Source organism: Sphingobacterium daejeonense, assembly GCF_901472535.1.
Taxonomy (GTDB): Bacteria; Bacteroidota; Bacteroidia; order Sphingobacteriales; family Sphingobacteriaceae; genus Sphingobacterium; species Sphingobacterium daejeonense.
Genome location: NZ_LR590470.1, coordinates 2,567,826 through 2,586,774 on the forward strand (window position 1 = coordinate 2,567,826; position 18,949 = coordinate 2,586,774).

Here is an 18,949-nt window from a genome sequence, read left to right on the forward strand (position 1 = left end):
TGTTAAAACTGCATGTGAGGTATCTAAAACCGATCTTACAGATTTCTTCGATCAATATGGTTTTTTCCATGTTGGCGAAATGGAATATGATGACTATGGTAATTATAAATATACTATGACACAAGAAATGGTTGATGATTGCAAGAAAGCAATCAAAGCTATGAATTTATCTAAACCTAAAAATTGATATCAGCACTTTAGTTGATAAGATCTAGGTTGGATATTAAAAGTAATTAAAAAGAATAAAATAGAGGTGGGTATTTATCTTCCTCTATTTTTGTTTTATTGATTAAGGCATTACTTTGTAGGTTGGATCGTCCTCAATGTCTATTTCAATAAATCCTTTAGCATTATCCAATAACCGAAACACAATCAGGACTCAAATGTCTAAGAATAATTTTTTTGTTTTGGTCTTGGTATTTTTGGGTCAGCTTTTTCAGCACTTCTATAGCAGACATATCCACCACTCTTGATTCTTTAAAATCAATAATTACGCGATCTGGATCTTCGGATATATCGAATTTATCTAAAAAATTACTAGTTGAGCCAAAGAATAAAGGGCCATAAATCTCGTAGATTTTGTCTCCATTCTCAGCTATCGATTTTCTTGCACGGATTCTTTTTGCATTATCCCAAGCAAAAACGAGAGCAGATATAATTACTCCTACAAAAACAGCTAACGCTAGATTATGTAAGATAACCGTTATTGTTGCGACTAAAATCCCGACGAGTACATCTGACTTAGGCATTTTTATTCAACAATCTTAAAAAAACCCCATTGAAATGTTGAGATCGCTACCATCATCATGACCCCGACCAAGGCAGCCATTGGTATTTGTTCAATAACGCTTCCTCCAACCAGAATTACAAATAGGATTCCCAAAGCACCCACTTATTGCTGAGATCTTGGTTCGAGCACCAGCATTTGATATTTACCAAGGTTTGGCGCAACCATAGCACATTCCACCCATTCCTGCAAAAAAACCATTCACTATATTTGCAGAGCCTGTGCAATAGCCTCTTGATTTGAACTTCCTTTCGTATTTGTGATTTCATCAACCATATTCAAAGTCAATAAGGATTCAATTAAGCCTACTGCAGACATAACTGCTGCATAGGGGAAAATTATTTTCAGGGTTTCAAGATTGAAAGGTACTTGAGGCAAATGAAAGGTTTGGAAATGAGCCGCTGACTGTAGCAATATCGATCACTTTTTTAGTGTCAATATTAAAAAAAGTAAACTATTGCAAAGGTTATTATTATCGCAATTAGAGATGAAGGTATAGCTTTTTGACAATTTTGGAAAGAATTGTACCGTAATTATGGTCAATAATGTTAACCCAACCATTGTAAAAAGTGAAGTTCCTGTCATCCAAGTTTCAATACCATTTTGGACGATTTTGAACTGTTTGACTTGAGCGAGGAATATAATTATTGCCAACCCGTTTAGAAATCCATACATTACTGGTTGGGGGATTAACCTAACGAATTTTCCGAGCTTATAGACACCTACCAGTATTTGAATGACACCTGCTAACGCTACTGCTGCAAAAAGATATTCCACTCCATGGGATGCTGCCAGTGCAATCAACACCACCACCGTTGCGCCAGCGCCACCCGAGACCATTCCAGGTCTTCCTCCAAGGATCGCAGTTACAATGCCCATTAAAAATGCTGCATATAATCCTGTCAAAGGGCTCAATCCAGCTAAGATAGCAAAGGAAAGTGACTCAGGAATCATGGTCATAGAAACCGTCAATCCTGCAAGGATTTCATTTTTAAGGTTGATTTTTTCTTTTGTTAATAAATTAATCGCCTGAAGCTTCATTGAAAACAATTTGGATTGCAAATATGGCGTTTTTAATAGAATTGTGAATGAATATCTTCAAATTACCCAAACTGCTCATTTCTCAAACTCCAATAAACTTCTGTGTTGGTATTTAGCATAGAATCCTTCAAGATTTGCATTCTGTACAATTTTTTCAACTATTTCACGAGAAGAACAAATATAGGTCTGAAAGCTGTCCCAATGACAGGTTATTAATATTTTTCGATCATAGGTATATAAATTTGTTTGTAAGGTCAATTCCTTTACATCATTAATCAGATCATCTATCCAAACTAATTCCATATAATCTCCAAACTCTGATCCTATGCATATCCACTCGTAATTCAAGGATTTAATGGCCTTCAGGATAAAATTGATGTTGCCATGTGGAATTCTACCTTCAATAGGAGATATAATCTGGGACTTTTCCAGCGTACTCTCTAGTAAGCTTTCTAACTCATAATTTTGTTTATCAAGATTTAATCCCAAAATAGAGGTTCTTAGCGCTATGTCAATCTCATTGATATTTTTTAAACTGGAAATTTCAACAATATTCTTCCACGTAACAGGATTTGTATTTTTCAATAAATGCTGTTTCCATGTTTCATTTAAGTCTTCTTCCCAAAAATTTTCGAGCGTGTAATTTGAAGAATCTAAAATTTGTGCAAATGGATTTAAGGAAACATATACTGTATCAAATATTCCTTCGTAATATTTTAGGATTTGAATATCCGCTGGTGGGCCTATTGTATGTCGGTCCATTGAAGGTAATTTCCTGTTTTCTTTCATATATCTTTATAAAATTGCTAAACAGCTGAAATATTGCTTGAGGGATTTATTCACAAATCATAGTTGTAAATTCCAAATGTAGTTTTCTACAAGAACTTTGCATTTTGAGCTCTTAATTGCTTCAGCTGCTTCGATACTGGAATAAAACTTTGCTTTTTAATATTCCTGTTAACTTTAAAAGTTTCATAATCAATAAGTAATTGTCTTTACTAAAGATACATTTTTTTTTTCAGGAAACAATTGTCAACAAAATCCAAAAGGGAACATTAAAAATAAAAAAACCATTGAGAAATATTTACCTAAAATATTCACACAATTAGCACGTTTTAGGGTTGTATATGTTTGAAGACTATGAAAAAACCTATTCTATTTTTTGCATTAATACCAAGCCTCCTCTTCGGATCCTGCCATTTTGAAAAGAGTGTAGAAAAGGATTTCAGAAATTCTTCTGAGACTATTCAGATGGGATAGGAGTGGAGGATGTGAAAATACTTCGGAACGGTGATGAAACACCTAATAACGAGTTTGAATTTGCCGATGATATCAGTTTTATATTCAACAAGGTCACTGGGCTGCAGGAAAAGGATGGAAAAGTTTATCCAAAAATGTCCATGCGAGTTGTTTCAAGTAAGAGGGATACGGTATTTCATGAGCCAGACCTACTTGGGCAAAATCTGAAAGATGGAACAGATCTGAATCCCTTGCAATTAACTGCAAGATTAGTACCGGCTTTCTCGATTAAGGATAGTCCCTATGATTATCTACTTTGGAGATTACGGATGCCAATGGAAAAGGCAAGCTTGAATACCATATATTAATCGATCTTATCGAAGGAAAGGGGCTCCAAATTGATGCCGAGGGTTTGGGGTATGAACATATCTATCTATACAACGAAAGCCAAAAAACCATGGTCCGGGAAGGGAAGGTGGATGCGAAAGATGAATATGTTTTGATGTTTGAGGGTCTTTCTGGCTTACAGGCCAAGGATGGATTGGTTTATCCGGCACTCATGTTGGATATTACTGATAGTCTTGGAAAAAAGGTGTTGCATAACCCCAATCTCTTGAAGGAGCTTACCGATAACGGCATGAAGGAATCTGAATTCCTCGAGAGCAAATTTCCAGTGACCATTCGTTTCAAGCCTTATGAGTTAGTTAATCCATGTGTTTTGAAAGCTGTTTTTGAAGATAGACTATCCGGAAAAAAGATCCATGTAGACGGTTTGATTCACATTCAGTATTAATAACAAACAGTATTTATTTAAGTAAATAATTATTTCACCTTATTTTTTAAATTAGACTATTTTAGATTTAAACAAATATTGTATTATATAAAAATAATTATGCCTTGGAATCCAGAAATATACAATCGTTATAAGGATATACGTTTTAAGCCTTTTTATGATCTTCTTACGTTAATTGAGGAGGTTCCAGATATGAAGGGGATAGATTTGGGATGTGGTACCGGTGAACAAACAGCTACCATAACCCATCGATTTAAGAGTGCTAGTATTTTAGGAATTGATTCTTCTGCTGAAATGTTGGAAAAATCAAAGGAATATGAAAAACAACAGGTTAAAATTCGAGCTTCAGAGCATAGAAGATGCTGTTCATTCAGACACAAAATGGGATTTGGTTTTCAGTAATGCGGCATTGCAATGGTTGGACAATCATCAGGAATTATTTCCTAAGGTGATTCATCTGTTGAATCCAGGTGGTCAACTGGCTATTCAAATGCCTGTACAAACAGACAATGTGTTAAATCAACTGCTTCTTGAATTGGTACAGGAAGAACGATATGCAAAGATATTTAATAATTTTGTTCGTGAATCACCTGTTTTGTCTATGGATGAATATGCACAAATACTATTTGAAAATGGTATTGAAGAAATAGACCATTATGCAAAAAGTTTATCCAATAATTGCGGAGAATGCCGACCAATTATTGGAGTTTATTTCGGGATCAGCACTTATTCCTTATCTAGAATTATTGGAAGGGGAGGAGAAGACAAATTTTGTGACAGCCTATAAAGAAAAGATTGAAAATCACTTCCATAAATTTCCATCTATTTATGCATTCAAAAGACTATTACTATATGGAAGAAAGGGTAGAGGCAAATAAATTGAAATAGGGTATTATATCAACAATTATATCGTTGTTAATAATAAAATTTCAAAAAATGAAATAAATCATATTATCTTGAGTTGAATTTATAATTCAAGCCCTATGAAAAATTTATTGTCAATAATTACATTTTGTTTTTTGACAAGTATTGTTTTTGGTCAGGAACATTTAAACAAGACTACAAGAATCTATGGCGTTGTTATTGATTCTGAAAGTTATTTGCCAATCAAAGATGTCAAAATATCTTACAATAATAAAGTGCTAACCTCCACAAACAAGGATGGTTTTTTTCGAGAGTGATATCAATTTTAATTCATCTTCGAGAGATGGTTTAAAAGTGACGTTTAGTAAGTCTGGATTCAACAATATCAATTCAATGGAGAAATGGGAGCCGTCCATGTACAAAAATGGCGTTAATTATTTGGTTGGATTGAAATCAGGTAATAATAAAGGGTTTACAGATGTTTCTCCAGGTGATTTATCTTATGATCAAACCATTGATAAACTTGAGGACATAAAAAAGAAAAAACATTTTAAAGATAGATTGGCTCAAATTCGTCTGAATAATGAAAATTCATTTTTTGAAATTGATGAGCATTATTATATTTTTGAGCAACACGAGTTGGCTAGAAATTGGTAGTCCTGAGGATTCTATTCGCATAAATGAAAGTAAAACAATTTTAGCGAGTGAGCTAAATTCTGTAATTAATCGCAGCCAAATTGTAGCGATGACTCCAGATGAATTCGAAGTTGGTGTTTACCGCCTTACTACGAAAAAACAGTAATCAGCAAGTATTAATTTTCATTCATACCTATAGCTTTCAATAAAATGAAAGCTTTTTGATTTTTGCGGATTTATATTCATAAAAATTAATAAATTTACCCCTAAATTATTATTAGTCAATAAATCGGAATTAGCTGCAGCAAATAATGAATGGAAATAAACTCAATGATTTATCAATTGACAAGCTCTATAAAGCAAAAAAGAAAAATAAGAGACTTCTAAATTTGCATTTATTTTTATTCGGTTTTTTTTCGATGATTAGTCTATATGTATATCTAGTAGATGAATTCAAAAATCTATTTATTATTTCCTTTGATTTTTCTTATTATATCATTGACATATTGGAAAATCATTAACAGTATCAATACTGAAATTAGGTTTAGACGTAATAAGGAATAAATTGAAGCTATAGTGAATCGGAACCTTTATTAGGAACTAATTAACCTGAGGGAAGCACATTGTTTTAAATAAAGCGAACAGATATTTACCATCTATTCGCTTTTAAGAATTTTTTCTATAATTTGATAAAGTATGTTATCATGTGAGCTAGTGCTTTGATACTTATTTATTTTTTTGTTCTAAATTATATTTTTTAGCTTCCTTTAAATCTATAAATGCCTTTTGTCCATGTTTTTCTAATAAATAGAGTAAATTATTTCCATTTAATAAAGTTAATGGCTTGTTTTTAGCAAATTCATAGGCATCTGGACCATAATCAGCTGTAGATACTAAAATTCCTTTGGTAGCACCTTCATTCAAAACTGTACCGTATAAATCTCTGACTGCCGAAACTCCTACTGTATTTGTATACCTTTTAGCTTGGATAACTATTTTACCCCCTCTTATAGGATCTGGATCAAAAGCTACAGCATCTACACCACCATCTCTACTAGCTCGTGTTACTTTTACCTCCCCGCCATTAGTACTAAATTCTTTTTGAAATAGTTCCCTTATAAGGTGTTCAAAATCTTCCCAGCTCATTATAGCAAGATTATAACCTTCATCTAGCATATGCGCAATATCATAGGAATCAACAAATCTTTTATCATTTCGATTTATTTGAATAAGTGGCTTTATTGACGTTATAGAATGTAATTTACTACTTCCAACTCCTTTTAAACTTTTAAAGCACGCTTTAGGATCTACATGAGATAAGTCAATTTGATTAAACTCTTCTTTTTTTGCTTGTAAAGAAACAATACAAGAGTTGATTTTTTTTCCATTGGCTCTATTTATAGTTTCAACCCAACCATTAAATACTATTATATCTATTGCAATTGCTTTATCAGCTTCAAAAATTTCATGTAGTGTACGAAGGCAAATATTATATATTGCAGTATCATACATTTTTGCTAATTGTAATTCAGAGATATAGTACTCTTTAATTTCCTTTTTTGTTGCTATATACTTGACTTCTGAAAGTTTTGGGAAATCTGATGGTGATGGTAAAACAAAATCAATTATTAATAAATCACTCTCTGATTTATATTCAAGATCAAAATCTTTAGGAAATGTATCAGGATATTGTGAATTATTTAATACCAATTCGCAATATTCAATAATAGCATTTTCTTCCTTTTGAAAATATTGTTCTTTTAATTTCTCAATTTTTAAATTATGTACTTTTTGTTTATTGTTAAATTCATCTTTGGATTTCAACCATTCAATTTCTAAGGAATTAAATTTTTTTAAAAGTAATTCTTCACTTTTAAGATGTTTTTCCAACAAAATTGTATAATCTTTATCGATAGTGGTATTAATATTTTCTATTTGTTGTATTTCCTTATTCCAATTATCCATTGCCTCATGATATTTTTTTTCGCTTTTCAAAATTTTTTGTTGCTTAACGCTTTTCAAAATTTTATCAAAAAAGTTAAATTTAGGTTGAAAATCCGCTTTATTAGGCTCTTTTGGCAATTTCTTATATCCTTTTTTCTTTGGTACAACAAGTTTTTTTAATTCTTTTTCTAATAAATTTTGGGGATTTGATTCTGTAAATTTCTTTTTATTTTTTAATGAATTCCAATCAATAGCATCATCAACAGTTAATGTCTGAAATAAAATATTTTCTATTTGTAGTAATGCTTCTTGTGCTTCTCTAGTTTTTTCTTCTGCTAACTTTTGGTTAGCTATCTTTGTGGTTTGAACATTATTTTTTAGGATGATTTTTGACCATTGTTCATCCCATTTTTTAAATTGATTATCAATTTTATTATCCAGAATCCAACTTTCTTTATCTTTTAAAACTCTATAAGTATTCAACCCTAAATGAGAGATTTCAGCTACATATCGCACTTGGTAATTCTTTAAATATTCTTCACTACGGTTAATAACATGTAGCTTTTTAAAATTTTCTGACATTTTATAATTGTTTGGTTTATTATATAAGAGATATTATAATTTATTTTATATTAAAATCTAATCTGATTAATATTATACAAAATTCCAAATTATTATTTAACCTATGCGGTTTTTTAAATTCAGTGAAGTAAAATTTCATTCTTATTTTATTAAAAAATTAATAGTAAAATTAGATTATAATACCTAACAAAATTGTTAAAACATGGATAATTTCACCAAGCAATTTATTAATAAGCACAAAATCGATAAAAAACATATTTTCGATGCTAAAGGAAAAACGATCAATAGCCTAAAACTTTGGATGAAGGCTAATGGTAAATTATATGCTTATAATTCTACATTCTGTAAAAATGGACATTCAATAAAAAGTAAAAGTGGACATTGTATTGTATGTAATGTTACTCGGATAGCATTTGTAAAAAGGAAATATAAGAATGGATTTTTATATGTGTTTGGAACTAAAACTAAACAATATATTAAAGTAGGCATGACAACTGAAAACATTTTCAATAGGTTACAAAAGTTAAATAGTAGACGAGTAGGAGGCGTAAATGATTGGGAGGCTTTATTATATTTCAAAGTAGATAACACTAATTCTATTGAATTTGATATTCATAAAATTCTTAAACCTTATGAAGTCAAGAATTCACTTTATCAAGGTACCCAAAGTAAAGAATTATTTAGATGTAGTTACTTTAAAGCTGAAAGTATAATAAATGAATATATAAAATCAAATAATATTTTGGTTATAGAAAGTAAGCAATTATATTCCAATTACAATGATTTTGATTTTAAAAATTTAAGAGCAATCTACAAATGAACCTAACTTGTGGGTTTTGAATAATACAAAAAGCTCCTTTTATACATTATCAAAAAGATTCACCTTAATTTTCGTTTGTAACTATTTTATTTGTTTTACTCATATTTAATAGTATCTAAGCCAGAATTCGAAACAATCTATTTGTCAAATAATTTATATTATGTTAAATAGATGTTTTTAAATACTCACCTCTTTATACAGAAAAAGCTTCATTATATTATAGTGAAGCTTTTTCTTTTTTTGTTTACTTGTTTGTTTATTATAAAATAGCTGCTGCTACAGTTAAGTTTGTCCTAGGATCAATAATAATAGCTCTAGAGTTTTCTGAGAATTCATTTTGTTTATCAAAGATGATTTCATCTGCAGATTTAATAACCACACGGCCAATATCATTTAGTCCGATTGACTGGTTATATAATTGTTCTTGATTATGAATATCATATTTGAATAATATTTCTGGGATTTTAATTTTGCTGACTTTAGAGTGCGTTTGTAATAGATATATTTGGCTTGTGTCCAATTCTTTATTTTCAAACCATGATATGTTGGCTTCAAAAGATTTTTCAGTTCTTGCTGGATGGTTAGCGCTTATGATATAATCACCTCTTGAAATATCTATTTCATCCTGTAAATGTACAATAACTGAAGATCCGTTTTGAGCTTCTTGCAATTGTTCTCCATTAAATTCAATGGATTTAATCCTTGTTCTAGAGCCATTAGGCAGTACCAACACCTCTTCTCCTACTGTTAACCCCTCTCCTAACACTCGACCGGCATATCCTCTATAATCGTGTAAATCAGCACTTTGAGGTCTAATTACCCATTGAACAGGAAATCTCCAACCTTGATTTTTAGCCTCTAACAAATTCAATTTCTTCCAAATAATTCAATAGTGATGCTCCATGGTACCAAGGCATTCTTTGGGATTTATTGACAATATTATCGCCTTTTAGGGCAGAAACTGGAATAAAATCAACATCTTCTAATCCTAAACGGTTTGCCAGCGCTAAATAATCGGTTTTAATGTTTTCAAATACGGCCAATTCATAATCGACCATATCCATTTTATTCACACATACCAATACTTTTTTGAGGCCCAATAATTTGGCTATAAAAGAGTGTCTTTTAGTTTGTTCTATAACACCTTTTCTAGCATCAATTAAGATAATAATCAAGTCAGAATTTGATGCACCTGTCACCATATTTCTAGTATACTGAATATGACCTGGGGCATCTGCTATAATAAATTTTCTTTTGTCCGTTTGGAAATATTTATAGGCTACATCGATTGTAATTCCTTGTTCTCTTTCCGCTTTTAGACCGTCCGTTAGAATCGCCAGATCAATAGTTCCATCATCATTTTTCCGATTTGCTTTTTGGATAGCTTCTAATTGATCATCTAAGATTGAATTGGTATCGTATAAGAGTCTACCAATTAAAGTACTTTTTCCATCATCTACCGATCCTGCAGTTAAGAATTTCAATATATTCATTTTCTTAATTTTAATAGTCTTTAAAAATACCCTTGCTTTTTACGATCCTCCATAGCAGCTTCTGAAACTTTATCATCAAGTCTTGCACCTCTTTCACTGACTGTTGAAGCTTTTATTTCATCGATGATATCATCCAGCTCCACAGCTATTGAATCGACAGCAGCAGTACAGGTCATATCCCCTACAGTCCTAAATCTCACTGATTTATGTTCTACTATATCAGCATCGTCGATTTGCAACACTGGATCAGCTGCCATCCACTGACCATTTCTAAAGACTACATTTCTTTTATGAGAGAAATAGATAGAAGGCAGGGCAATTTTCTCTCTTTTTATATAATTCCAAACGTCTAGCTCAGTCCAGTTAGAAATTGGGAAAACACGCACATTTTCACCTTTTTGGATTTTGCCATTAAAAATATTCCATAGCTCAGGTCTTTGTCTTTTTGGGTCCCATTGTCCAAAGTCATCTCTTACAGAGAAAATTCTTTCTTTTGCACGAGCCTTTTCTTCATCTCTCCGAGCTCCACCAATACAGGCATCGAAACCATTTTTTTCGATCGTTTCTAAAAGAGTTACTGTTTGCAATGCATTTCTGCTTGCATTCTTTCCTTTTTGCTCAACAACTTTTCCGGAGTCGATACTGTCTTGAACATATCCAACAATTAGTTTTTCACCAATTTCATTGATGAGCCAATCTCGGAATTGAATTGTTTCTGGAAAATTATGACCAGTATCAATATGTACAAGAGGAAAAGGAAATTTTCCTGGTCTAAAAGCTTTTTTTGCTAAATGCACCAATGTAATTGAATCTTTTCCACCTGAAAACAGAAGTGCTGGATTCTCGAATTGTCCGGCCACTTCTCTCAATATATATATAGCTTCCGCTTCTAAATGATCTAAGTAATCCATTTTTTAAAATATTATTTATGTGTCACATGTAACCCACACTCCTTTTTAGATTGGTCTTCCCACCACCATCTACCAGCGCGAAAATCCTCACCATCTTGCACTGCTCTTGTACAAGGTTGGCAACCAATGCTTATAAAACCCTTATCATGTAATGGATTATAAGGTACATAATTGGTCTTTAGGTAACTTTCTACCTCTTTCAAAGTCCAATTATAGAGTGGATGGATTTTAATAATTTGATTAACCTCATCCCATTCCACGTTCTCCATTTGGTCCCTATTCTGCGATTGTTCAGCACGTATGCCCGTAATCCAAACTTTGAAGCCTGCAATTGCCCGTTTCAAAGGTTCTATTTTTCTAATTTGACAGCATTCTTTTCTGTCTTCAACAGAATTATAAAAACTGGAAGGTCCTTTTTCTTCCAATAATCTTTCTACAGATTGAGAATTTGGATAGTAAGCTTTGATTTTTAACTTATATAAGTCTAAAGTTCTGTTCCACACGTAATATGTTTCTGGAAATAATCTGCCAGTATCCAAAGTAAAGATGGATACTTTAGATTTTTGTTCAGCTAACATATGAGTGATAACCTGATCTTCAATTCCAAATGAAGTTGAAAAAACAGCGTCTTGTCCAAAATGCTCATCAATATATTGTATTATTGATCGAGCATCCGCTCCTTTTAATTCTGATTTAATTTGCTCGATCATATTCATTTTTGATTACTAATTGTTCCGTATGCGCATTTAACACCTCTATTTTTTGTTTTAGATCCCTTGAATTTGATTTCTCAGATCCGACATCAGGTTCAAAGTCTCGTCTATCTCTTCGGGCAATAATTCATTTAAGAATTCTTTAAGTCTTTTAGCGATTGTGGGAGATTTACCATTGGTAGAAATCCCTATTTTCAAATTACCTTTTCGAACAACAGATCCGAGATAAAAATCACATAATGATGGCTTGTCAGCAACATTCAAAAGGATATGATGTTTTGTACATAAATCTCTAACCAGATTATTCAATTTCGGATTATTTGTCGCTAGTATAACTAGTTGTTTTTCAAATAAATCAACCGGACTAAATGAACGATTAGATAATTCAATTAACGGTTTATCAGCGATGAACTCATAAAATTCCGTTGAAACTTTTTCGGCTACGACTTTAACTTTTGCATCGGGAGAATTGGATATTATAGCTTGAATTTTTTCCAATCCAACAGGTCCTGCTCCGACAAGCAAAGTTTGGACTTGATCAAGTTTAATATATATTGGAAAAAGAGTATTCATTAAAATTCTAATACTTGTATTTCTTCTTTAATCTGTTCAAACTCGAGGTGTTTTGCAACTACCTCGCCCAATACAATGATTGCCGGCACCCCAATTGCTGAAGCTTGAGCTTTTTCCAGAATATTTTCTACTCTGCCCAGAACAATTTTTCTCATTTGGAAGAGAACCGTTTTGTATTAATGCAATTGGCAGTTCTCCTTTCCCATTATCAGTATACAAATCAATGATTTCCTTTAACTTAGCATATCCCATCAAAACAACTACTGTAGCGTTAGTGTTAACAGCTTTGTATAAATCTTCTGATAAAAATCCGGCTTTAGTTGCGCCAGTTATTACCCAAAAAGATTCAGAAATCCCTCTATAAGTCAATGGAATTTGTTGCAGTCCGGTTAGGCTTATTGATGAAGAAAGTCCGGGCACAACGGCTGTAGGGATATTGAATTGTCTAACGTAATCAATTTCTTCACCACCTCGGCCAAATACAAATGGATCACCGCCTTTAAGCCTTACGACATGTCCATGTGTCAATGCATAATCAACTAATAATTGATTGATCTGTTCCTGTGAAGTAGATAATTGTTCGGCTCTTTTGCCTACATATATTTTCGTACAATTCTCATCTGCTAATTCTAGCAATTCTTCATTTACTAGTGCATCATATAATATTACGTCAGCTTTTTGAATGGCTTTTATCCCTTTTAATGTAATAAGTTCAGGATCCCCTGGACCCGCACCTACTAAAGTTACAAATGGTTTAATTTCCTTCATTTCTCTCCTCTCTTATTGGTTAACTAATCGCCATTCTTCCCTGCGCGCTTTTGCTTCAAGACAAAAAGCTCTTGCTTGTAAAATGTAGGTTTTTGCAAATTCTTCAGAAGGCTCAAATTTATTTATTTGAAGCACACGGTCTGTAAAAGAAGATGAAAATTGAAAATAATCTTCATTTACATAATGTACATCAAACTCTTGTATTACAGCAGATTGTGTGGAAGCATTTATTCCTTTGTCTAACAACAATGCTTTTGCTGTCCAAACAAATGCACTATAAGCATGATAAATAGCGTCTGCATATTGATTTTTCTCTAATGCTATTTCAGCAAGATCAATTTTTTCTTCAGCTTCCAACAACAAGGTTGCCACTAAATCAATCACTACACCAGCACATTCACCCACACCGATTGCAGTTTCAAAAGTTTCTTCATGTCCCCAATCGATGTGTTCATCTGCAGTCAGATTAGTCAGGTCTGCCAAAGGTTTTAAAAGTTTATAAAAATAATCCTTTCCTTGTTGTTCGTAATAAGCTAGGAAATTCTGATCTACTAATTTATTTTGCTTAAAATCAGTAAGTATAAAGTCAACTACTTGAAGTACTCTTTTAGTAGGAACTTTGATTACACGTTCTGCTACTTTTCCTTTTCCATCGCCTAATGTTCCTCCTCCGATCATCACTTGAGCGGCAGGAACTACATTTCCATTTACCTTCACAGAACTACCATGAAAACCGATATGAGCCAAACCGTGTTGACCACAGGAATTCATACATCCTGAAATTTTAATTTTCAGTTCTTTTTCTTTGATAAAATCTTGGTGAAATTTATGGATATAATTTTCTAGGACGCGAGCCATTTCGGTTGAATTGGAAATTCCTAGATTACAAGTGTCAGTTCCTGGGCAGGTTGTTATGTCGGCTGTACTATTATAACCTGGTTTCGCAAAGCCTAAGCTTAATAATAAATTATAGATAGCAGGTAATGATTCCTTTCTAGCATACTTAAACAGAAGATTTTGATCTTGGGTTATACGAATGTCATCAGCAATATGCTTTCTTAGGCCATCAACCAATTTACGAGCCTTTTGAGTTGAGATGTCTCCAGTTTGGATATTAGCATATACTCCAAAATATCCTTTTTGTTTTTGTTCGAACGTATTTGTAGCCTTCCAAAGTTCAAATCCAAGCAAATCCTCTGGAACTTCCTCTTGAATTAGATCTTTTGGTGCAACAGGTTGCTGTATTGATTCTCTATCAACAATTACTTTTTTGTTTTTAATGGCTATTTTTTCTTCTTCAATTAGGTTTAAGACCGTGTCTAAGCCTAATTTTTGAACTAAATATTTAAACCTAGCTTTATTTCTGTTATTTCTTTCTCCGTTTCTGTCAAATACACGCAAGGTTGCTTCTATATAAGGAATAAAATCATCCTCATGCAAGAAATCATAAACTTCGTGGGCCAATATTGGTTGAGCTCCTAGGCCACCACCAAGCATCACTTTAAAGCCTCTGATTTCTTCTCCATTGGCAACCTTTATCTTAGGGATGAAACCAAAATCATGGATATAAGAGAATGCGGTATCCTTGTCACTGGAGGAAAATGACATTTTAAATTTCCTGCCCATTTCGGCACATACGGGTTTCTTAAGAAATATTCAAATGTTTTTTGTGCATATGGTGAAACATCGAATGGTTCATCTGGGTCAATTCCTGATGCTGGAGAAGCTGTAACATTTCGAACAGTATTTCCGCATGCTTCTCTTAATGTTATATCATCCTCAGCAAGTTTGGCCCATAATTCTGGAGTTTTGTCCAAACTAACATAATGAATCTGTATGTCCTGTCTGGTTGTTAAATGCAGATTTTTGCTAGCATATTCATCGGAGATATCGGCGATTTTTAGAATTTGTTTAAACGTAATTCTTCCAAAAGGCAATTTAATTCTCACCATTTGTACACCAGCTTGTCTCTGACCATAAACTCCTCTCGCTAAACGCAAGGATCTGAATTTTTTCTTCGGGCAATTCCCCTTGTTGAAAAGCTCTTATTTTCTTTTCTAGTTCGATTATTTCCTGTTCCACCACAGGATTTTCTAATTCTGTCCTAAAGCTCTGCATTCTCTCTTCTATTATTAAAAAGGCAAATAAACACCCCTTTGTTTAGGTTATCGTTAATGTTTCTTTGACAAATGTATAAAATAATTATAAAATAACTATACAAAGTCTACCAAATTACTATATATTTGTGTAATTAATCAAAAATAATGTTCAAAAAGGGTCTATATATTTATATTAAAACATTGTCATTCAGTATATTATTGATTTTTGTAACATTTTCTTGTTCTCCAAAAATTGATCAGGGGTATGATAAAGAGAAAGGATTTATAGGCACTATTTCGATTTCAGGTGCTTTTGCACTTTACCCAATTGCAGTATTATGGAGCGAAGATTTCAAAAAAATTCATCCGAATGTCCGCTTCAATATTTCTGCTGGAGGAGCAGGAAAAGGAATATCAGATGTATTATCGAATATGGTTGATATAGGATAGTTTCTAGGGATCTTCATCCTATTGAGCTTGAACGGGGAGCTTTTCCAATCATAGTTGCCAATGATGCTGTGATTGGCACCTTAAACAGTGCGCATCCAAACATTGATGAATTATTAAAGCGAGGCTTGAGCCAAAAAGAGTTGAAAGGTATATTTATAACGGGGAGCATCAAAAAATGGAGCGATATAGAACCGGGTTTTGTAAATAAAAATATAGAGGTTTACGTTCGTTCTGATGCTGCTGGAGCTGCTGAAACATGGGCAAAATATTTAGGAGGTACACAGGAAGAACTGAAGGGGGTTGGCATTTTTGGGGACCCAGGGCTCGCCCAGGCAATAAAAGATAACCCTTTAGCCATAGGATTCAACAATATCAATTATGTATTTGATTTGAAAACAAAGAAGACTACAGATAAACATTGTTGCTTTACCTCTTGATGTCAATTCGGATCATAAAATTGATGAAAATGAGAGTTTTTACACAGAATTGGACAGTCTTACGAATGCTGTTGCCTTAGGTAAATATCCTTCACCACCATCCAGAGAGTTGATGTTTGTCTTAAACAAAAATCAACAATCAAAATTAATGGCGGAATTCGTTCGTTTTGTCATGTCGCCAAAACAGCAGGGTTATCTATTGGAGAATGGATTTGTTCCATTAGAAAAGGAATTAATAAATAAAGAAATCAATAAACTATCGGCGAGTGAATTATAGATTAATAAAAGACAAAATAATTAGAAATCTATCGGGGCTTTTATTGGGAATTAGTCTTGTTGTGATTTTGGCCATTGTCATAGGTTTGAGTATAAAATCTGAGCCATTAATCACTACAGAATCCATTTGGACCATCCTTGGGAGCAGTATTTGGTCACCAATGAAAGGCAATTTTGGTTTCTTACCTTTTATTATGGGTACGGTATGGGTCACATTGATATCTTTAATTATAGCGGTTCCCTTATGCTTGGCAGCATCTGTTTATTTAGTGGAATACGCTGGAAATAGATTGAGAAACTTTGTACTCCCACTGGTTAATATCCTTGCTGCCATTCCGCCTGTTTTTATATGGGGTTTGGGGGGTATTATTTGTGGTTCCTTTAATTGGAAATTATGTTGCTCCCATTTTTGGGATTAGCACGACAGGATATTCGGTTTTTTCTGGCGGAATTGTACTTGCTGTGATGATTTTTCCGATAATGGTGAGTATCATGGTGGAAGTATTACAGACCATTCCTAAGGAACTGCGATCTGTTTCTCTGTCATTAGGAGCTACTAAATTAGAGACAATTCAAAAAGTAATATTAAAGAAAGCTCGTCCAGGCATTATGGCAGCGATTGTATTGGCAGTTTCAAGAGCTTTTGGAGAAACTATAGCTGTTTTAATGGTTTGTGGGAATATCCCAAAGATACCCCAGTCGTTATTTGATGCAGGTTATCCTCTCCCAGCATTAATTGCCAATAATTTTGGAGAAATGATGTCTATCCCATTATATGATTCTGCATTGATGTTTGCGGCATTGTTGCTATTTGTGATCATTCTGGGCTTTAATTTAATTTCACGAGGCATTTTAAAGAAAATGGAGACCAAAAACATATGAGTAATATCAAAAGAAGGCTGAGAAAGGAGAAAATTGCCAAGGTCTTAATGCAAGCATCTGGAATAATTATTACAGGTTCTTTATTTTTTATTATAGGTACGATTCTTTATAAGGGTCTTCCCTATTTGAGTTTGGATATGATTACCAAAACACCGCAGGGTGGTTTTTATATTGGAAAGGAAGGCGGCATATTGAATGCTATTCTTGGTTCTCTATACTTGGCTGGGCTATCTACATTATTAGCAACGTTGATAGGAATTCCTATTTGTATTTATTTGAATGTTTATGCAAAGAAAGGGTCTAAAATCTCTAACTTTTCGAAGTTAATATTTGATGTATTGTTTGGTATTCCGTCTATTGTTTATGGCGCCATAGCCTTCAGTATTATGGTATGGCTTGGTGTCAGGGCATCTTTGATTGGCGGAGTTATTACTATTACTTTATTAACTATTCCAATTGTCGTTCGAACCATTGATGAACTGATTCAGACGATTCCAGGGGATTTGAACCATATTACAACTTCACTTGGCGCTACTCGCTGGGAATCTGCCAAAGTAATGCTAACCTACATCAAACCGGGGTTGTTTACTGCAATTCTGTTGGCTTTTGGAAGAGCTATCGGAGATGTTGCAGGTGTATTATTGACGACAGGTTTTAGTGATAACATTCCATTATATCTAGACGAGCCTACTGCGACTTTGCCTTTAGCTATATTTTTTCAATTAAGCAGTCCAATACCTGAGGTACAAGGCCGCGCCTATGCTTCAGCACTTATTTTAACAATCATCATTTTAGTTATCGTTATATGTACGCAATACCTAGCATCGAAACAGAAAAAGCATCGGGTATAATCCATCAGGTTAACCCACATATACAGATCAAGGATTTAAATGTTTATGTAGAAGATCAGCATATTCTAAAAAACATCAATCTAGAGATTCCCAATAATTGTATTACATCCATTATTGGACCATCTGGTTGTGGCAAGACGACTTTGCTGAAGACCTTAAACCGACTATTGGATGATTCTACTGAGGTTCAAGTCACAGGGTCAGTTTTAGTGAATGGTGAGGATATTTATGGTCCGAATGCAGAGGTAACCCATATACGCAAAAAAATGGGATTGCTCTCCCAAAAACCTTTTCCACTGCCTATGTCAATTTTTGACAATATTGCATATGGACCGAGGATACACGGGAACAGAGATAAGAAATCATTAAAAAATATTGTGGAGCAGCAGCTCAAAAATGTTGGTTTGTGGGAGGAAGTTAAAGATAGACTTGATAGTTCGGCGTCTAAACTTTCAATAGGCCAGCAGCAAAGGCTTTGTTTGGCTCGAGGTTTAGCTGTAGAACCAGAAATTATTCTTGGGGATGAATCTACCTCTGCACTAGATCCAATTTCTACACAAGTAATCGAGAATCTTCTAATTGATTTAAAACAAGATTATACGATCGTATTGGTAACTCATATCTTGCGTCAGGCTCGACGGGTATCGGATTATATCTTATTTCTTTACAATGGTGAAGTTGTAGAATTTGGAAAATCAGAACAAATATTGTTGAGTCCACAACATGATATTACTCGACAATATGTCAAAGGCTTTATTTCATAATCATTAATAGAAAAAGGAGCTGTTTT

Annotated in this window: 22 protein-coding genes and 2 pseudogenes; 12 read left to right on the forward strand and 12 right to left on the reverse strand. The window is 33.3% G+C overall.

Annotated elements, in window-relative coordinates:
- Positions 1-350 precede the first annotated feature (350 nt).
- The 4 genes from FGL31_RS28970 to FGL31_RS12480 all read right to left on the reverse strand — a co-directional run bounded on the left by FGL31_RS28970 (position 351) and on the right by FGL31_RS12480 (position 2,617).
- Entirely contained in the window at positions 351-749 is a 399-nt protein-coding gene (locus FGL31_RS28970; RefSeq protein WP_317131003.1) for an STAS domain-containing protein, read from the reverse strand.
- 242 nt (positions 750-991) lie between these two features.
- On the reverse strand, positions 992-1,201 hold the full coding sequence (locus FGL31_RS28975; RefSeq protein ID WP_317131004.1) for a SulP family inorganic anion transporter: 210 nt from the start codon (positions 1,199-1,201) through the stop codon (positions 992-994).
- 6 nt (positions 1,202-1,207) lie between these two features.
- The gene (locus tag FGL31_RS28980) at positions 1,208-1,828 is read right to left on the reverse strand and encodes a SulP family inorganic anion transporter (protein ID WP_317131005.1); all 621 of its coding nucleotides are present in this window, start codon (positions 1,826-1,828) and stop codon (positions 1,208-1,210) included.
- Positions 1,829-1,903: 75 nt separating this feature from the next.
- Complete coding sequence (locus tag FGL31_RS12480) at positions 1,904-2,617, reverse strand: DUF2711 family protein (RefSeq protein ID WP_138091889.1); 714 nt, start codon at positions 2,615-2,617, stop codon at positions 1,904-1,906.
- Positions 2,618-3,090: 473 nt separating this feature from the next.
- Here FGL31_RS12480 and FGL31_RS12485 point away from each other — a divergent pair, with 473 nt between their 5' ends.
- The 4 genes and pseudogenes from FGL31_RS12485 (at position 3,091) to FGL31_RS12500 (ending at position 5,381) form a co-directional block, all read left to right on the forward strand.
- The gene (locus FGL31_RS12485; protein WP_138091892.1) at positions 3,091-3,435 is read left to right on the forward strand and encodes a hypothetical protein; all 345 of its coding nucleotides are present in this window, start codon (positions 3,091-3,093) and stop codon (positions 3,433-3,435) included.
- A complete protein-coding gene (locus FGL31_RS12490; protein WP_138091894.1) occupies positions 3,384-3,860 on the forward strand; it encodes a hypothetical protein in 477 nt (158 codons plus the stop codon). The genes FGL31_RS12485 and FGL31_RS12490 overlap by 52 nt, the downstream gene beginning before the upstream one ends.
- A 192-nt stretch (positions 3,861-4,052) precedes the next feature.
- Positions 4,053-4,647 (forward strand): annotated as a pseudogene (locus FGL31_RS12495) (class I SAM-dependent methyltransferase).
- A 374-nt stretch (positions 4,648-5,021) separates the two neighbouring features.
- Positions 5,022-5,381, forward strand: a complete 360-nt coding sequence (locus tag FGL31_RS12500) for a hypothetical protein (RefSeq protein WP_138091897.1) — start codon at positions 5,022-5,024, stop codon at positions 5,379-5,381.
- A gap of 705 nt (positions 5,382-6,086) precedes the next feature.
- Here FGL31_RS12500 and FGL31_RS12505 read toward each other — a convergent pair.
- A complete protein-coding gene (locus FGL31_RS12505) occupies positions 6,087-7,886 on the reverse strand; it encodes a restriction endonuclease (RefSeq protein ID WP_138091901.1) in 1,800 nt (599 codons plus the stop codon).
- A gap of 202 nt (positions 7,887-8,088) precedes the next feature.
- Here FGL31_RS12505 and FGL31_RS12510 point away from each other — a divergent pair, with 202 nt between their 5' ends.
- Positions 8,089-8,706 (forward strand): GIY-YIG nuclease family protein, encoded by a 618-nt coding sequence (locus FGL31_RS12510; protein ID WP_138091904.1) that lies wholly within the window; start codon positions 8,089-8,091, stop codon positions 8,704-8,706.
- Positions 8,707-8,965: 259 nt separating this feature from the next.
- Here the strand turns inward: FGL31_RS12510 and FGL31_RS25635 are convergent, their stop codons facing one another.
- The 7 genes and pseudogenes from FGL31_RS25635 to FGL31_RS12540 all read right to left on the reverse strand — a co-directional run bounded on the left by FGL31_RS25635 (position 8,966) and on the right by FGL31_RS12540 (position 15,282).
- Positions 8,966-9,571 carry an elongation factor 1-alpha C-terminal domain-related protein gene (locus FGL31_RS25635; RefSeq protein ID WP_232046704.1) on the reverse strand — a complete coding sequence of 202 codons (606 nt, stop codon included), beginning with the start codon at positions 9,569-9,571 and terminating at the stop codon, positions 8,966-8,968.
- Entirely contained in the window at positions 9,558-10,199 is a 642-nt protein-coding gene (locus FGL31_RS25640; protein ID WP_232046705.1) for a GTP-binding protein, read from the reverse strand. The genes FGL31_RS25635 and FGL31_RS25640 overlap by 14 nt, the downstream gene beginning before the upstream one ends.
- 20 nt (positions 10,200-10,219) lie before the next feature.
- Positions 10,220-11,110, reverse strand: coding sequence for a sulfate adenylyltransferase subunit CysD (gene cysD, locus FGL31_RS12520; protein WP_138091907.1), 891 nt, complete (start codon positions 11,108-11,110; stop codon positions 10,220-10,222).
- An 11-nt stretch (positions 11,111-11,121) separates the two neighbouring features.
- Positions 11,122-11,820 (reverse strand): phosphoadenylyl-sulfate reductase, encoded by a 699-nt coding sequence (locus FGL31_RS12525; RefSeq protein WP_138091910.1) that lies wholly within the window; start codon positions 11,818-11,820, stop codon positions 11,122-11,124.
- A gap of 57 nt (positions 11,821-11,877) precedes the next feature.
- Positions 11,878-12,396 (reverse strand): precorrin-2 dehydrogenase/sirohydrochlorin ferrochelatase family protein, encoded by a 519-nt coding sequence (locus FGL31_RS12530; protein ID WP_232046706.1) that lies wholly within the window; start codon positions 12,394-12,396, stop codon positions 11,878-11,880.
- Positions 12,397-12,432: 36 nt separating this feature from the next.
- Complete coding sequence (cobA, locus tag FGL31_RS12535; RefSeq protein ID WP_317131006.1) at positions 12,433-13,164, reverse strand: uroporphyrinogen-III C-methyltransferase; 732 nt, start codon at positions 13,162-13,164, stop codon at positions 12,433-12,435.
- 12 nt (positions 13,165-13,176) lie between these two features.
- Positions 13,177-15,282 (reverse strand): annotated as a pseudogene (locus FGL31_RS12540) (ferredoxin-like domain-containing protein).
- 146 nt (positions 15,283-15,428) lie between these two features.
- Here FGL31_RS12540 and FGL31_RS28000 point away from each other — a divergent pair.
- The 7 genes from FGL31_RS28000 to FGL31_RS12560 all read left to right on the forward strand — a co-directional run bounded on the left by FGL31_RS28000 (position 15,429) and on the right by FGL31_RS12560 (position 18,923).
- Positions 15,429-15,713: a substrate-binding domain-containing protein gene (locus FGL31_RS28000; RefSeq protein ID WP_262709116.1), complete on the forward strand. Its 285-nt coding sequence runs from the start codon at positions 15,429-15,431 to the stop codon at positions 15,711-15,713.
- 68 nt (positions 15,714-15,781) lie between these two features.
- Positions 15,782-16,150, forward strand: coding sequence for a substrate-binding domain-containing protein (locus FGL31_RS28005; protein WP_262709117.1), 369 nt, complete (start codon positions 15,782-15,784; stop codon positions 16,148-16,150).
- Between the two features lie 49 nt (positions 16,151-16,199).
- Positions 16,200-16,427 carry a hypothetical protein gene (locus tag FGL31_RS25645; protein WP_232046707.1) on the forward strand — a complete coding sequence of 76 codons (228 nt, stop codon included), beginning with the start codon at positions 16,200-16,202 and terminating at the stop codon, positions 16,425-16,427.
- On the forward strand, positions 16,417-16,845 hold the full coding sequence (locus tag FGL31_RS25650) for an ABC transporter permease (RefSeq protein ID WP_232047199.1): 429 nt from the start codon (positions 16,417-16,419) through the stop codon (positions 16,843-16,845). The genes FGL31_RS25645 and FGL31_RS25650 overlap by 11 nt, the downstream gene beginning before the upstream one ends.
- A complete protein-coding gene (locus FGL31_RS25655; RefSeq protein WP_232046708.1) occupies positions 16,799-17,308 on the forward strand; it encodes a PstC family ABC transporter permease in 510 nt (169 codons plus the stop codon). The genes FGL31_RS25650 and FGL31_RS25655 overlap by 47 nt, the downstream gene beginning before the upstream one ends.
- The gene (locus tag FGL31_RS12555; protein WP_138091913.1) at positions 17,305-18,159 is read left to right on the forward strand and encodes a PstA family ABC transporter permease; all 855 of its coding nucleotides are present in this window, start codon (positions 17,305-17,307) and stop codon (positions 18,157-18,159) included. The genes FGL31_RS25655 and FGL31_RS12555 overlap by 4 nt, the downstream gene beginning before the upstream one ends.
- Positions 18,114-18,923, forward strand: a complete 810-nt coding sequence (locus FGL31_RS12560; protein ID WP_138091916.1) for a phosphate ABC transporter ATP-binding protein — start codon at positions 18,114-18,116, stop codon at positions 18,921-18,923. The genes FGL31_RS12555 and FGL31_RS12560 overlap by 46 nt, the downstream gene beginning before the upstream one ends.
- Positions 18,924-18,949: the final 26 nt, after the last annotated feature.